Origin of the sequence: Rhodococcoides corynebacterioides NBRC 14404, assembly GCF_001894765.1 — a bacterium.
Classification (GTDB): Bacteria; Actinomycetota; Actinomycetes; order Mycobacteriales; family Mycobacteriaceae; genus Rhodococcoides; species Rhodococcoides corynebacterioides.
In genome coordinates this window covers 99,601-114,043 of sequence record NZ_BCWV01000005.1, presented here as the reverse complement: position 1 = coordinate 114,043, position 14,443 = coordinate 99,601, and the positions used below count along the sequence as shown (strand labels likewise).

12 protein-coding genes are annotated in these 14,443 nt (G+C 71.7%); 4 read left to right on the top strand and 8 right to left on the bottom strand.

What is annotated here, in order from left to right; all coding sequences use genetic code 11:
* Positions 1-3 precede the first annotated feature (3 nt).
* From RC2_RS13050 to aspS, 7 genes are all read right to left on the bottom strand, one after another.
* The gene (locus RC2_RS13050; RefSeq protein WP_371828698.1) at positions 4-1,347 is read right to left on the bottom strand and encodes a replication-associated recombination protein A; all 1,344 of its coding nucleotides are present in this window, start codon (positions 1,345-1,347) and stop codon (positions 4-6) included.
* Between the two features lie 47 nt (positions 1,348-1,394).
* A complete protein-coding gene (locus RC2_RS13045) occupies positions 1,395-2,558 on the bottom strand; it encodes a phosphotransferase family protein (RefSeq protein WP_068150452.1) in 1,164 nt (387 codons plus the stop codon).
* A gap of 174 nt (positions 2,559-2,732) precedes the next feature.
* On the bottom strand, positions 2,733-3,653 hold the full coding sequence (locus tag RC2_RS13040; protein ID WP_068150449.1) for a transglutaminase family protein: 921 nt from the start codon (positions 3,651-3,653) through the stop codon (positions 2,733-2,735).
* Positions 3,650-6,097 (bottom strand): circularly permuted type 2 ATP-grasp protein, encoded by a 2,448-nt coding sequence (locus RC2_RS13035; protein WP_068150446.1) that lies wholly within the window; start codon positions 6,095-6,097, stop codon positions 3,650-3,652. The genes RC2_RS13040 and RC2_RS13035 overlap by 4 nt, the downstream gene beginning before the upstream one ends.
* A gap of 25 nt (positions 6,098-6,122) precedes the next feature.
* Positions 6,123-6,881 (bottom strand): 1-acyl-sn-glycerol-3-phosphate acyltransferase, encoded by a 759-nt coding sequence (locus RC2_RS13030; protein WP_068150444.1) that lies wholly within the window; start codon positions 6,879-6,881, stop codon positions 6,123-6,125.
* 9 nt (positions 6,882-6,890) lie between these two features.
* Entirely contained in the window at positions 6,891-7,811 is a 921-nt protein-coding gene (locus tag RC2_RS13025; RefSeq protein WP_068150441.1) for a DUF389 domain-containing protein, read from the bottom strand.
* Between the two features lie 8 nt (positions 7,812-7,819).
* Positions 7,820-9,610, bottom strand: coding sequence for an aspartate--tRNA ligase (gene aspS, locus RC2_RS13020; protein ID WP_068150439.1), 1,791 nt, complete (start codon positions 9,608-9,610; stop codon positions 7,820-7,822).
* A 160-nt stretch (positions 9,611-9,770) separates the two neighbouring features.
* Here aspS and ypfJ point away from each other — a divergent pair, with 160 nt between their 5' ends.
* On the top strand, positions 9,771-10,691 hold the full coding sequence (ypfJ, locus tag RC2_RS13015; protein WP_068150435.1) for a KPN_02809 family neutral zinc metallopeptidase: 921 nt from the start codon (positions 9,771-9,773) through the stop codon (positions 10,689-10,691).
* Positions 10,688-11,524 carry an MBL fold metallo-hydrolase gene (locus RC2_RS13010; RefSeq protein ID WP_068150433.1) on the top strand — a complete coding sequence of 279 codons (837 nt, stop codon included), beginning with the start codon at positions 10,688-10,690 and terminating at the stop codon, positions 11,522-11,524. The genes ypfJ and RC2_RS13010 overlap by 4 nt, the downstream gene beginning before the upstream one ends.
* A 24-nt stretch (positions 11,525-11,548) precedes the next feature.
* On the opposite strand, the gene RC2_RS13005 is transcribed toward RC2_RS13010, so the two are convergent.
* Positions 11,549-12,580 (bottom strand): Rv2578c family radical SAM protein, encoded by a 1,032-nt coding sequence (locus RC2_RS13005; protein ID WP_068150430.1) that lies wholly within the window; start codon positions 12,578-12,580, stop codon positions 11,549-11,551.
* Between the two features lie 110 nt (positions 12,581-12,690).
* Between RC2_RS13005 and RC2_RS13000 the strand changes: the two genes are divergently transcribed.
* Both RC2_RS13000 and RC2_RS12995 read left to right on the top strand, forming a co-directional pair.
* Positions 12,691-13,950, top strand: coding sequence for an FAD-binding domain-containing protein (locus tag RC2_RS13000; protein ID WP_068150427.1), 1,260 nt, complete (start codon positions 12,691-12,693; stop codon positions 13,948-13,950).
* On the top strand, positions 13,947-14,441 hold the full coding sequence (locus tag RC2_RS12995) for a DUF3237 family protein (protein ID WP_068150424.1): 495 nt from the start codon (positions 13,947-13,949) through the stop codon (positions 14,439-14,441). The genes RC2_RS13000 and RC2_RS12995 overlap by 4 nt, the downstream gene beginning before the upstream one ends.
* The last annotated feature ends 2 nt before the right edge of the window (positions 14,442-14,443 follow it).

The following is a 14,443-nucleotide window of genomic DNA, read 5'->3' as shown; positions in this document are numbered from 1 at the left end:
ACCCTATCGCGACGACCGCCGCACGATCCGCCGGAGTTTGCCCACTCGTGTCGCCAGATCGCGCTCCGCACCGTGGGTCGTCGGCCGGTAGTAATCGACGCCGACCAACTCGTCCGGCGGGTACTGCTGCGCCAGGACGCCGTCGGGGTCGTCGTGGGGAAAGGCGTACCCCTGCGCGTTCCCCAGGGCCGCCGCGCCCGCGTAGTGCCCGTCGCGCAGATGCGGCGGCACCGGACCGGCCTTGCCTGCCGCGACGTCGGCCATCGCCGCCCCCAACGCCGCCGTGACCGCACCGGATTTCGGTGCGGTCGCCAGATGAATCGTCGCCTGCGCGAGGGCGAGCCGCGCCTCGGGCATGCCGATCAACGCGACGGATTGGGCGGCGGCGGTGGCCGACAGAAGCGCGGTCGGATCGGCCATCCCGACGTCCTCGCTCGCGTGCACCACCAACCGCCGGGCGATGAATCGCGGGTCCTCACCGGCGGTGATCATGCGCGCCAGATAGTGCAGCGCCGCGTCGACGTCGGACCCGCGGATGGACTTGATGAACGCGCTGACGACGTCGTAGTGCTGGTCGCCGTCGCGGTCGTAGCGGACGGCGGCCCGGTCGACGCTGGTCTCGACGGCCGTCAGGTCGACCACCGGAGGGTCCTGCGCCGCGAGGCCGACGGCGGTGTCCGCCGCGGCCTCGAGCGCCGTCAGGGCGCGGCGGGCGTCGCCACCGGCGAGACGCACCAGGTGATCGAGCGCGTCGTCGTCGACGGTGACGGTGCCGTTCAGACCGCGCGGGTCGGTGACGGAGCGGGTGAGCACGACCCGAACGTCGTCGTCGGTGAGGGGACGCAACTGGAGCACCAGCGACCGGGACAACAACGGGGAGACGACGGAGAACGACGGATTCTCGGTGGTCGCGGCGACCAGCAGGACGATGCGGTTCTCCACCGCGGCCAGCAGAGCGTCCTGCTGCGTCTTGGAGAACCGATGGACCTCGTCGATGAAGAGCACCGTCTGCTCACCGTGCGCCGCCCGTCGACGTGCGAGGTCGATGACCGCGCGAACGTCCTTGACACCCGCCGAGAGCGCCGACAACGCCTCGAACCGGCGGCCGGTGGCCCCGGAGATCAGCGAGGCGAGCGTCGTCTTGCCGGTGCCCGGTGGGCCGTACAGCAGCACCGAGGCCGCACCGGACCCCTCGACGAGACGACGCAGCGGTGCCCCCGGTGTGAGGAGGTGCTGTTGACCGACGACCTCGTCGAGGGTGGCCGGGCGCATCCGGACGGGCAACGGGCCGCCCTGGCCGGCGGCCGGTGCCGAGATCACCGTCGGTGGCCCGTCGTCGCTCGACACGCCGGCGGGCTCGAACAACCCTCCGTCGTCCGGGGCACCGTCCGGGCTCAGGACGTCGCCCACCGCGATCCCAGGGCGTCTCGAACGTCGTCGGCGAAGTCGGCCAGGTCGACGTGACCCACCGACCGCGCGTAGTCGGCCAGGATGGTCCAGCGCGTGGTCAGCGCGACCGATCGCGGCACGGACAGGTTGTGTCGGCGCAGGGCGGCGTTGCGCGCGTCGTCGTCCGGGACGAACCAGAAGGTGGTGAGCCACGCCCAGATCAGTTGGGCGTCGAGCAGTTTCGCGTGCAGCACGGCATCGTCCGCGAGGTGCGGCCACATCCCGACCACCTCGGCACGCCAGGCCTCCACCATCGCTTCGGCGCGCTCCGGCGACAGCTCGAGCCGACAGAGACACCCGGGGTACGACATCACCGTGTAGGCGATGTCCAGGGTGGCGTCCCGGAAACCGCCCCACTCGTAGTCCAGGAACCGCACGCCCTCGTCGTTGACGATGATGTTGTCCGGGCACAGGTCCGACGGCGAGAAGGCCCGCAGCCCTCCGCTACCGAACAGACGGCCCGCGCGGCCGACCGCGTCGGTCACCGCCGGGGGAACGTCCACTCCGAGGTCGGCCAGGAGGGCCGGCACGGCGGTCTCCGCCGCGCTGACCTGATCGCCCAGACCTGCCCCGGTCTGCGTGACGCCGGCACGGGCGAGCAGGGCACCGAAGTCCTCCTCGCGACCGACCGTGGCCGCGTGCATCCGGCCCAGGGCCTGCGCGAGGGCCATCAGCGAGTTGGTGACCGCGGCCGGGTCCGGTTGGCCGAGCAGCGTGGTGAACGGCGCGCTGTCGCCGAGATCGCTGAGCACGAGAAGCCGCTCGGTCAGGTCGTACGCGATGAGGGACGGGCCCGGGCGGGAATCGGTGGCCAGCGCGGTGGCGAACTGGTACGACGCAGCCTCGCGCACGAACGCCGAATCGTCCCCGGCACCGAGCCCGGTGCGGGCGGGAGACTCGTGGGCGCTCTCGCGCACCTGCTTGATCACGAGCGTGCGCGGCAGCAGGAACGGATTCTCCGCGACGCGCACCCGCAGGACGACCGTGCGGCCACTGCCCCCGAGATCCACGGGGTCGGCCAGGGTGACCGGGGCTCCGGTGCGGCGGGTGAGAAGCGCCGTCGCCGCGGCGACGGCCTCGGTGATCGGGTCTGCCAGCATTGCCGTCATCGGTGTGTCGACCGGTCGGTCCCTCGGGGAACCCACCGGGCCATTCCTCGTTTCCGTCGTCTGGTGCGGCGACTGCCGCCGTTCTCGACGAGCGCGGTCGGACCGCGCTCGAACACTCGGGCGTTCCCCGAAACGGGCGCGTGAAAACAACCCGTTCGTGCTGTTTCCTCGACCCTATCGCACGGGGGGTGTCACCGGGGCGACGTCCACGGAGACGTCGATCCGGCTGCGAGCGGACTCGGTGTAGATGATCCCGCGCAGCGGCGGAACGTCGTCGTAGTCGCGGCCGCGGGCGACGGTGACGTAGCGATCGTCGCACCACAGGTCGTTGGTCGGGTCGACGTCGAACCAGCGCCCGTCCGCCGATCGCACCGACACCCAGGCGTGGCTGGCGTCGACACCGACCATCCGCTCCTTGCCGGGGGGCGGGCTCGTCGAGAGGTAGCCCGAGACGTAGCGCGCGGCGAGCCCCTGCGAGCGCAGGCACGCCGCCGCCACTCGCGCGAAGTCCTGGCACACGCCGGTCCGGGTGGCCATGACGTGCGCGACGGTGGTGGTCGTCGTGGTCGATCCCGACCGGTACGTGAAGTCCTCGTGGATGCGGTGCTGGAGGTCGAACACCGCCTCCGCGAACGGACGCCCCGGCCGGAACGACACGGCGGCGTACTCCCGCACCTCGGCGGTGATCTCGGGCGGATGCAGGTCCAGCGCGAACTCGACGTCCAGTGCGGCGTCGGGTCGACCGCCCGGCCGCGATCGTTCCCACGCCGCCGCGGCGGCGCCGGTGGTGCGCAGCGCCGCGTCCGGTGCGATCACCGCGACCAGCGACCGCGCCGTGACCCGCAGGTGCTCGTGGGGCGTCGTCACGTGGAAGAAGACGGTCTCGTTGCCCTGGACGTCCACCCCCGACGACGCGTCCGTCGGCGTCGGCGACACGGTCACCGTGGCGTCGAGACACCGCTGCGTCTCGGTGGTGCGCGGGAACAGGTGCCCCCGCCCGTACGACGACGTGACCGGGGCCGAGTAGTGGTAGTCCGTGATGTGGGTGATCGCGTACCACCGCACGTCGGGGTGCGACGGCGCCGTCGCGGTCACGACAGCACCCGTCCGGCACCGTGGCCCGACAACGGCTGGGTGCCGCCCGGGCCGGAGAGATGTGTCTCGACGACGGCGGCGGCCAGCCGGCCCAGATCGTCGAGCACGGTGTCCAGCACCACGCGCAGGTCCGCTCGACCGCTCTCGGTGTCGACGTCGCCCGGTTCGAGGCGGCGCACGGTGGTCCGGAGGACGTCGAGCGCCCGCACCGGACGGGACGTCACCTCCGCCCCCGGCAGAGCGGCGAGATCGGCGGCGATGCGGTCGATCTGGAACACGATGGACCGCGGGTTGATCGGGTCCGCGAGCACCAGATCGATCACCGCGCCCAGCGTCGGAGCGCCCCGGTACCGACGCCGGTAGGTCACCGAGGAGTCCGCGGCGGACAGCACCGCGGACAGGACGATCTCGGTGACGTCGGGCGGGTGGTCCCCTTCGATCGCCGCGGCGGCCAGCGCGGTGATCCCGGCAGCGCGCTCGATCCGTCGCCCCAGGTCCATGAGGTGCCAGCCCGGGTCGCGGACCATCGACTCGGCGGTCAGTCCCGCCACGGCCAGCATCGAACCGACGACGCGACTCTGGGTCGCCCAGAGCGCGGCCTCGTCGGCGACGGAGGCGGCGGCGGCCTCGGCCAACACCTGATCGACTCGATACAGCACCGCCCACGTGTCCTGACCGAGCTGGTCCCGCACCGCTCGCGCGCAGCGCGCCAGAGCGGCCACCGACTGCGCCGCCGACCCGAGGCGGCGCGGGTCCACCGTCAACGATCGGAACTCGGCGATGACCTCGGCCCGGGTGTGCGCCGCCGAGAACCCGGGGTCGGTGCCCGACACCCTCGTCACGGCCGTGAGGACCACGCCGGTCGCGGGCGAGTCGACGCCGTACTCCCGCACGCACCCGTTGCCGGCGACGAGCATCCGGCCGATGCTCTCGGCCCGCTCGGCGTAGCGCCCCATCCAGAACAGATCGTTCAGCACGCGGGGGCTGGACACCGGGTCGGCGGTCTGCCGACGGCGCACGCTGCGGGCGGCGTCGTCCCGACGCACCGGCGTCGCGGTGTCGAAGTCGCGGCGACCGGGCGACACCCAGACGTCCCGGGCGGCGGTACTGGTCATCGGCTCGGTCAGCGGGTCGGTGACGAGGACCTGGCCGAGACCGCCGGTCATGGTGACGTAGCCGGCGCGGGTGGCGACGTCGAACACTCGCAGTCCCACCGGACGCGCGTCGAGGCCGACGCCCGGGCGACGGTGTCCGGCCGGTCCGACCGGGGAGGCCGCGAGATCCGGAATCTCCCGGGCCGACCATGCCGTCGGGTCGGCGTCGACGCGTGCGAGCAGGTCCGCGGACTCGGCGGCGGTGAGGCGGGCGCCGACCACCGTCGCTCCCGTGGTCGCCTCGTGGAAGACCAGGCTCGACACCCGAGCGTGCAGATGGGATCGCATCGCGTCCGTTCCCGCCCAGTACGTCGGGACGTTCGGCAGCAGCGGCTCCTCCCCCAGCAGCGCGCGCATGAGATCGGGCACCGCCGCCGCCAGGGCGGGGTTCTCGAGCACGCCGCTGCCGACGGTGTTCACCACGGTGACCGCGCCGCGGCGCGCCACGTCCAGCAGTCCCACCACGCCCAGTCGGGACTCCGGCCGCAGATCGAGCGGATCGACGTGATCGTCGTCCACGCGCCGCACCACCACGTGGACACGACGCAGTCGCCCGAGCGACCGCATCCAGACCGCGCCGTCCTGCACCACCAGGTCCGCGGACTCCACCAGCGGGAACCCCAGGACCGACGCGAGGTGGGCCTGATCGAAGGCCGTCTCGGAGCCGGCCCCCGGACTCAGCACCACCACGGTCGGATCCTCTGCCGCCGGTGGCGCCGCCTCCACCAACGCGACGCGGACGGCGCCGACGTAGGTGCCCACGGGCCGCGGGTTCACCGCGCGGAACTCGCCCGGCACCGCGCGCGCGAGGATCGACCGATCGGCCAGCGCATATCCCGCCCCCGACGGCGCCTGCGTGCGATCGGACAGGACTCGGACGTCACCTTCGGCGTCCCGGACCAGGTCGACGGCGTGGAAGAACAGCCGATGGGGTCCGGGCACGGTCACGCCGTGGGCGGCGCGGAGATACCCGCGATGCCGGAACACCACCTCCGGTGGCACGAGACCGCGCCGGAGCACGGTGCGCTCGCCGTAGAGGTCCGTCAGCACCGCGTCGAGCAGTCGCGACCGCTGGGTGACGCCCGCGTCGAGCCGAGTCCACTCGTCGGCGTCCAGGACCAGGGGGACGGTGTCGAGCTCCCACCGACCCACGGGGGCCGAGTCCCCGCCCCCGAACGTCACCCCGAGTTCGTCGACGGCGCGCGTGACCCGCGCCTGCGCGGCGCGCAGGCGTGCATCGTCGTGGGTCGCGAACGGGTGCTCGGTCGCGTTCCCGGCTGCTCGGTCCACGACAGAGGAACCTACCGGGCGTGGGTCAACCCACGATCGGGGTCCTCTCCGTCGTCATCGCCTGCAGTTCGTCGTCCATGGCACGGTGGACGCGGGCGGCGAACGCCTCGACGGATTCGCCGTCGGCCGGCTCCATCGGTGGCAACACGGTCGTGGAGATCTTCGACGGCAAGGGGAGGTACGGCAGCAGACCGACGAGCCCCACGTTCAGTCCCCACGGAATCGACACCGAGGTGGCGAGGGTCTTGACTCGGAGCACCTTGTCCGCGCGCGTCCACCGGGCCAGACGCCTGCCCTCCGCGAGCACGACGAGCGACTCCCCGGCCCCGGCGGTCACCACCGGAACGATGGGCACCCCCGCCTCGACGGCCACCCGCGCGTAACCCGTGCGACCCTCGAACAACACCCGGTTGCGGTCGCTCCACCGCTTGAAGCCGTCGATGTCACCGCCCGGGAACACCAACACGTGGCTGCCCGATCGCAAGGCGTTCACGGCGTTGCGATGGTTGGCCGGGGTGGCGTCGAACGATTCGACCAGCCGTCCCACCTTCAGGGTCCACGCGATCTGGTGCGTCAGGACGGTCACCGTGCGGCGACCACCGATGCGCTCGTAGGCGGAGTAGAACGCGAGGACGTTGAGATCGAACACGCCGCCGAACCCGTGGTTGGCGACGAAGAGAACCGGGCCGGCAGGAAGCGGTGCACGTCGATCGGTCTCCATCCGGTGATAGAGGCGGGCCACGGCGACCGCGGTCCCCAGAATGCGCTTCGGCACGGCGTCCATGCCCGCATGTTAATTGACTCGCAGTCGACGAGATCGTCGATGGAGCAACAACACGAGCGACGCCGCCACCACGATGCCCACCAGGTTGATGCCGAGCTGCCCCGCCGAGAGCATGGCGATGCGCCACGACCCCACCGTCGCCGCCACGACCGCGAATCCCGCCGCCGGGACGGTGGTCACCGAGATGAAGACACCCACCAGGGCGGCGGACTTCGACGAGACGAGGGCGAGCATTCCTGCCGCGCCCGCCAGCAGCGCGACCACCAGCGAGAACGGCCCCACCTGATAGATGAAGTCGACCTGCTCGAGGTCGTCGATCGACTCCGAACGCACCCACCCGACGGCCTCCGCGGCCAGCGCACCCAGAGCGGTCACCACCATGGCCACCGGGAAGCCCACCGTCAGGGCGAGAAGCGACCGCCGAATCATGGACCCTCGCCGGCGCACCAGCCCGACGGCGAGGGCGGCCAGCGGGCCGAACTCCGGGCCGACGACGACCGCGCCGACGATGGTGACCGGGGAGTCGAGAACCACCCCGATCGCCGACAGCAGACACGCGATGGTGAGGAACGCCAGGAAGGTGGCGTTGAGACTCGATTCCTCACGAGTGCGGGCGATCAACTCGTCCCAGACGATCGCGTCGTCGGGTTCGCCGGGAGCTCGTCTCTCGGCCTCCCGGGCCGCGTCGGCCAGCACCGTCTCGGCCGAGGTCAACGAGATGGCACCATCGTGGGTGAGGCCGAGTCGACGCAGTGCGGCGATCACCCCGTCGGTGCATTCGCGGGCGAGCAGGACGTCGACGACGTCGCCGGCGGGCGTGACGGACGCGCCGCGCATCACCGAGACGGTCGCCACGCCCGCGGTGTCGTCGAGCGTCCGGAGCACGTCCGGAGTGCGGTCGGCGGGACTGGTCACCCGGAGGTTCTGCATGCCGCACCCTACGTGGCGGCGGTGCCCTTCTCGCCGCGAACGACGGGCTTCGCATCGATGCCGGATTCCGTGCGCTGCTGCGCGGTGATCGGCGCCGGAGCGTCGGTGAGCGGATCGACGCCGCCGCCGGACTTCGGGAAGGCGATGACCTCGCGAATGGAGTCGACCCCGGCGAGCAGCGCGGTGATGCGGTCCCAGCCGAAGGCGATGCCGCCGTGCGGGGGCGCTCCGAAGGCGAACGCGTCGAGCAGGAACCCGAACTTCTCCTGCGCCTGCTCCGCATCGATGCCCATCATCGCGAACACGCGTTCCTGGACGTCCTTGCGGTGGATACGGATGGAGCCGCCACCGATCTCGTTGCCGTTGCAGACGATGTCGTAGGCGTAGGCCAGGGCGGACCCCGGGTCGGTGTCGAAGGTGTCGATCGACTCCGGCTTCGGCGAGGTGAACGCGTGGTGCACGGCGGTCCAGGACCCGGACCCGACGGCGACGTCGCCGCTGGCGGTGGCCTCGGACGTCGGCTCGAACAGCGGCGCGTCGACGATCCAGACGAATGCCCAGTCGTTCTCGTCGATCAGGCCCTGCTTGCGGGCGATCTCGCCGCGCGCCGCGCCGAGCAGGGCTCGCTGCGCCTTGGCGGGACCGGCGGCGAAGAACACGCAGTCGCCCGGTTGCGCGCCGACGTGCGCGGCCAGCCCATCGCGTTCGGCGTCGGACAGGTTCTTGGCGACGGGTCCACCCAGGGTGCCGTCCTCCTGGATCAGGACGTACGCCAGTCCCTTCGCGCCGCGCTGCTTGGCCCACTCCTGCCACGCGTCGAGCTGCCGACGCGGCTGCGCGGCGCCGCCGGGCATGACCACCGCCCCGACGTAGGGCGCCTGGAACACCCGGAACGGCGTGTCGGCGAAGTACTCCGTGCATTCCACGAGCTCGACCCCGAATCGCAGGTCGGGCTTGTCGGAGCCGAAGCGGCGCATCGCCTCGTGGTAGGTCATGCGCGGAATCGGACCGTCGATCTCGTGACCCACCAGGTTCCACAGCGCGGTGAGGATCTCCTCGGCCAGGAGGATCACGTCGTCCTGGGTGACGAACGACATCTCGACGTCGAGCTGGGTGAACTCCGGCTGCCGGTCGGCACGGAAGTCCTCGTCGCGGTAGCAGCGCGCGATCTGGTAGTACCGCTCGATGCCACCGACCATCAACAGTTGCTTGAACAGCTGCGGGCTCTGCGGCAACGCGTAGAAGCTGCCCGGCTGCAGGCGGGCGGGGACCAGGAAGTCACGGGCACCCTCGGGCGTGGACCGCGTGAGCGTCGGCGTCTCGACCTCGACGAAGCTGTGGTGCGCCAGCACCTCCCGGGCGGCGGCGTTGACCTTCGAGCGCAACCGGATGGCCTTGCCCGGCCCCTCTCGGCGCAGGTCGAGGTAGCGGTACCTCAGACGCGCCTCCTCGCCCGGGTTCTCGTCGAGCTGGAACGGCAGCGGCGCACTCTCGCCGAGCACCTCGAGCTCGGTGACGTTCACCTCGACGGCGCCGGTGGGAATCTCGTAGTTCTGGTTGCCCTCGGGGCGGATCTCGACGGTGCCGGTGATGCGGACGCAGAACTCGGCGCGCAGGCGATGCGACTGCTCGGCCGCGGGGCCGTCGCGGAACACGGCCTGCACCACACCCGACGCGTCGCGGAGATCGATGAAGATCACCCCGCCGTGGTCGCGGCGACGCGCGACCCATCCGGTGAGTGTGACCTGTCGGTCCGCATGCTCGGCTCGAAGCGAGCCGGCGAGGTGCGTGCGCAGCACTGGAGTCCTTCCGGGGATGAACGGGAACAGGGGACGATCCTACGGACCACGCGCGGTGACCTCGACGCCGGGAGAAACGGCGCCGCGGGAAACGGCACCGTGTCGGTGGAGGTCACGTGCGAAGCTGTGACTCGCACACGCCTCGAGAAAGTGGTGACCGATGACCTTCGACCCCGATGCGCGGATCGATTCCTCCCGTGTCCAGCGGTCCTCCGGCGGTCGCGGCAAGGGCATCGCCGTGGGCGGCGGGCTCGGCGGCATCGTCGTCGTGGTGATCGCGCTGCTGCTCGGCGGTGACCCGTCGCAGGTCCTCGGTGGACTCGGGGGCGACGCCGGCACGACGCAGGACGCCGGAGCGGCCGGAGCGATCGAGAACTGCGAGACCGGTGCCGACGCCAACGCGAACGTCGACTGCCGCGTCACGGCCACCGTGCAGAGTCTCGACCAGGTGTGGGACGCCCAGCTCGCCGCACAGACCGGCGTCGCCTACGTGCAGCCCGAGGTGCAGATCTTCCGTGGGTCCGTCTCCACCGGCTGCGGGAACGCCACCTCGGAGGTGGGTCCGTTCTATTGTCCGGCGGACTCCACGGCGTACTTCGACACCGACTTCTTCCAGGTGCTCGTCGACCGGTTCGGCTCGAGCGGCGGTCCCCTGGCGCAGGAGTACGTGGTCGCGCACGAGTTCGGACACCACATCCAGAACCAGCTCGGCGACATCGGCCGCGCTCAGGCGGATCCCGCCGGTGCCGAGTCGGGCGCCGTCCGTACGGAGTTGCAGGCGGACTGCTACGCCGGTGTGTGGGCCAACCGCGCGGACGACGAGCCCGCACCGGGCGGCTCGGAACCGCTGCTCGAGCCGCTCACCGATCGCGACGTCGCGGATGCGCTGTCCGCCGCGTCGTCGGTGGGCGACGACCGGATCCAGCAGGCGTCGTCGGGCCGGGTCAACCCCGAGGGATGGACGCACGGCTCGTCCGCGCAGCGGCAGGCGTGGTTCACCGCCGGCTACCGCACCGGGCAGGTCGCCGCGTGCGACACCTACTCCGCACGAGACCTCGACGACCCGTCGTCCATCCGATGACGCCGCCGGGCGACTCCACCCGCGAGGGCCTGCCCGTCTGCGTCACGTGCGGGGTCCAGTACGACGAGGTGGACCCGGAGGTCTGCCCGATCTGCACCGACGATCGGCAGTACGTGGGTGCGGGCGGACAGCGGTGGACCACCGTCGCCGAGATCTCCGCCGAGCACCGCACGGTGGTGCGACAGGAGACCACCGGCCTCACCGGCATCGGCAGCGAGCCCGGCTTCGCCATCGGCCAGCGCGCCCTCCTCGTCCCCGGCGAGGGCGGAAACGTGTTGTGGGACAGCGTGTCCAGCATCGACGATGCCGCGGTCGCCCGCGTGACCGAGCTGGGCGGCGTCGCCGCGATCGCCCTGTCCCACCCGCACTACTACAGCGCCATGGTGGAGTGGAGCGACGCTTTCGACGGCGCTCCGATCTACGTCCACGCCGGCGACCGGCAGTGGATCCCTCGCCGCGGATCCGTCCGGACCTGGGACGGGGACACCCTCGAGATCCTGCCGGGCCGCACGCTGATCAACACGCGGGTGCACTTCGCGGGCGGCACCGTCCTGCACTGGCCGGGCCCGGACGGACGTGGGGATCTCTGCTCCGGCGACATCGTGCAGGTGGTCGCGGACCGGCGGTGGGTGTCGTTCATGTACAGCTACCCCAACCTGATTCCCGAGCATCCCGACACGGTGCGCCGCACCGTCCGCCTGTTGCGGGACCTCGAGTTCGAGACCGTCCACGGCGCCTGGTGGGGCAAGGTGGTCGAGTCCGACGGTCGCGGCGCCGTGGTGCGCTCCGCCCGGCGGTACCTCGAACACCTCGGTCTGACGCCCGACTTCTGACGCCCGACCGCGCGGCGCCACCGGTCAGAACAAGGTGGGTTGCGGTGTGTCGGCCGCCCGGCGCGGAGCCGGCCTCGGCCGGGCCGCCAGTGGATCGACCCCGGTCAGGTGATGCTTGCGGCGTAACGGCTCGACCTTGCCGCGGAGCCATGTCGTGTACTCGTCGCTGACATAGGCGCCGCGCCCGTAGAGCGTCCGGTACCGCCGCAGCAGGGCGGGGTGGTTCTCCCCCAACCAGGCCAGGAACACCTCGCGCGTGCTCGACCGCAGGTACAGCGGCATCACCGTCGCGCCGGTCGCGCCGGCGTCGCGCAGGTCCGCCATGAGCGCGTCGAGGTGCGCGGGACTGTCCGTGAGGAACGGCACGACGGGGGCGATGAGCACGTGGCACCCGAGCCCCGCCTCGGTGATGGCCCGCACCAGATCCAGACGCGCTCGGGGGGACGGCGTGCCCGGCTCGAGCGACGACTGCAGATCCGGGTCTCGGACGGCCAGACTCACGCTGACCCGGACGTCGACCTGTTGCGCGGCGAGGGCCAGCAGAGGCAGGTCCCGCCGCAGCATCGTGCCCTTGGTGAGGATCGAGAACGGTGTGCCGGACTCGGTGAGGGCGCGCACGATGCCGGGCATCAGCTCGTACCGACCCTCGGCGCGCTGATAGGGGTCGGTGTTCGTGCCCAGCGCCACCGGTTCGCGCTTCCAGGACGCTCGCGCGAGTTCGCGGCGCAGCACGGTGACCACGTTGGTCTTCACCACGATCTGCGAGTCGAAGTCCCGTCCCGCGTTCAGTTCGAGGTATTCGTGCGTGGGCCGAGCGAAGCAGTAGGCGCAGGCGTGCGTGCATCCGCGGAACGGGTTGACGGTCCACGAGTATGGCAACCGGGACTGCTCCGGCACCCGGTTCAGGGCGCTCTTGCACAGCACCTCGTGGAAGGTCATGCCCTCGAACTGCGGGGTGCGCACGGTGCGGATCAGGCCCGCGCGCACCAGGCCGGAGCGCTCCAGCCCCGGCAGTGCACCGTCGGGGGCGTCGAGCGTCTGCGCGTCCCACCGCATCCGAGCCCTCCCGTCCGAACATATGGTCGAAGCGAACCCTACCTCGCATCCCCCGACGACGTCGAACAGATGTTCGTTCGCCGTCGTCGGCCGACCCGTACTGTCGAGTCATGACGCGCCTTCCCACCCCACCGAGCCTCGCTGCCGGTGCGGAGCCCGCCGATGTCGTCCGGTGGGTGGCCGAGCACCTCGGCGACCTCGCCCTCGAGGATCCGTCCGACATCGCGGCGGGGGTCGCCCGTGGCGGGCAGAGCGCGGCGGACTCCGCCCTCGCGCTGCTCGATGTCACCGGCTACGCCCGCGATCGGAGCACCGTGCTCCCGCGGGCCCGTCGCGGTGCGAGCCGTCTGTCGCCCTACATCCGGCACGGACTGCTCTCCCTGCGGGAGGTGTGGGACGCCGTCGCGGACGCCCCGGCGCGCGATCGCGGCAAGTACCGGGACGAGCTGCTGTGGCAGGAATTCGCCCGGCATCTCTACGCCCGAGTGGGCACCACGCTGGGCTCGACGCTGGTTCGCGAGCAACCCCGCCCGCCGCGTCGGCCGACGGACGTGTGGGCGGACGATCCCTGGCCGACCGAGATGCGCTGCATGGACGAGACCGTGCGCGAGCTGCACGACGACGGGTGGCTGGTCAATCAGACCCGCATGTGGTTGGCGTCGCAGTGGGCCGTGCGAGCGGGTGCGGACTGGCGTGACGGCGAGGACCGCATGTTCTCGCACCTGCTCGACGGATCCCGCGCCGCCAACCGGTTGGGCTGGCAGTGGACGGTGGGCACCGGCGGCGGCAAGGTCTACGGGTTCAGTCGCTGGCAGGTGCGCAAACGGGCCCCGTCGCTGTGTCGGGACTGCGCCCTGAACGCCGCCTGCCCCGTGGAGGACTGGCCCGACGCCGACGCCGGTCCGCGCGTCGACGGGCCCGATCTCGGGTCGGGTCCGGTGCCGGCCGGTCCGGCCGAGGTGGACGGGGGCTCCGCCGAGCAGGTGTGGCTCACCGCGGAATCGTTGGGTGAGCAGGACCCCGCGCTCGCCGCGGACGACGCCCGTCCGGCGGTGTTCGTCTTCGACGAACCGCTGCTCCGTCGGCTGCGCCTGTCCGGTAAGCGGCTGGTGTTCCTCGCCGAGACGCTGGGCGAACTGGGCGACACCCGCCCGCTGGAGGTGCGGCGCGGCGCGGTGACCGACGAACTGGCCGGGCGGTCCCTGGCCGTCACGCACGCGCCGGTGCCCGGATTCGCGCGACGTGCCGCGACGCTCGCGCCCGTCGAGGTCCATCCCTGGCCCTGGCTCGTCCGGCCGAGCACCGAGTCGGTGCGTTCCTTCAGCGCGTGGCGCCGCAGCCATCGAGGTCCGCTAGCGTCGGGCGCGTGACCACAGCCGACGCCCCCTCGCCGCTCGATCCCGTCTCCCCCACCCTCGAACCGCTGTTCCGCCTCGTGATCCGCACCGCGGATCCGGTGTCCGTGGGTGAGACACCGTCCGGTGCGCACACGGTGGCCGCCGTGTCCGGCGGGCTGCTGACGGGACCCGGCATCGATGCGGTGGTACAGCCCGTCGGTACCGAGTCCCGCCTCGTGCGAGCGGACGGCTCGAGTTCCTACGCCATCGATCTCGTCGCCGCGGCCGAGGAGGGCAGCGAGGTGATGCGCCTGACGCTGCGGGGGTTCCTCTTCGGCACCGCCGAGGTGATCGGCGCTCTCGATCGCGGCGACGAGGTGGACTCGGCCACCTACTACTTTCGCGGGACCCTCGACGTGTCGACGGCGTCACGCACCCTGGGATATCTGAACCGCGCTCTCGTGGTCACCTCCGGTGCACGGCACGGCTCCGACACGGTGTTCGACGCCTACCTGGCCACGTAGGC

What these genes read in the sequence shown, in the direction of transcription:
- RC2_RS13005 (WP_068150430.1), bottom strand. Translation starts at nt 12,580, where the DNA reads ATGCGGTGGGACGCGCAGACGCTCGACGCCCCCGACGGTGCACTGCCG.
- RC2_RS13000 (WP_068150427.1), top strand. Translation starts at nt 12,691, where the DNA reads ATGACGCGCCTTCCCACCCCACCGAGCCTCGCTGCCGGTGCGGAGCCC.
- RC2_RS13030 (WP_068150444.1), bottom strand. Translation starts at nt 6,881, where the DNA reads ATGGACGCCGTGCCGAAGCGCATTCTGGGGACCGCGGTCGCCGTGGCC.
- RC2_RS13025 (WP_068150441.1), bottom strand. Translation starts at nt 7,811, where the DNA reads ATGCAGAACCTCCGGGTGACCAGTCCCGCCGACCGCACTCCGGACGTG.
- RC2_RS13045 (WP_068150452.1), bottom strand. Translation starts at nt 2,558, where the DNA reads ATGACGGCAATGCTGGCAGACCCGATCACCGAGGCCGTCGCCGCGGCG.
- ypfJ (WP_068150435.1), top strand. Translation starts at nt 9,771, where the DNA reads ATGACCTTCGACCCCGATGCGCGGATCGATTCCTCCCGTGTCCAGCGG.
- RC2_RS13010 (WP_068150433.1), top strand. Translation starts at nt 10,688, where the DNA reads ATGACGCCGCCGGGCGACTCCACCCGCGAGGGCCTGCCCGTCTGCGTC.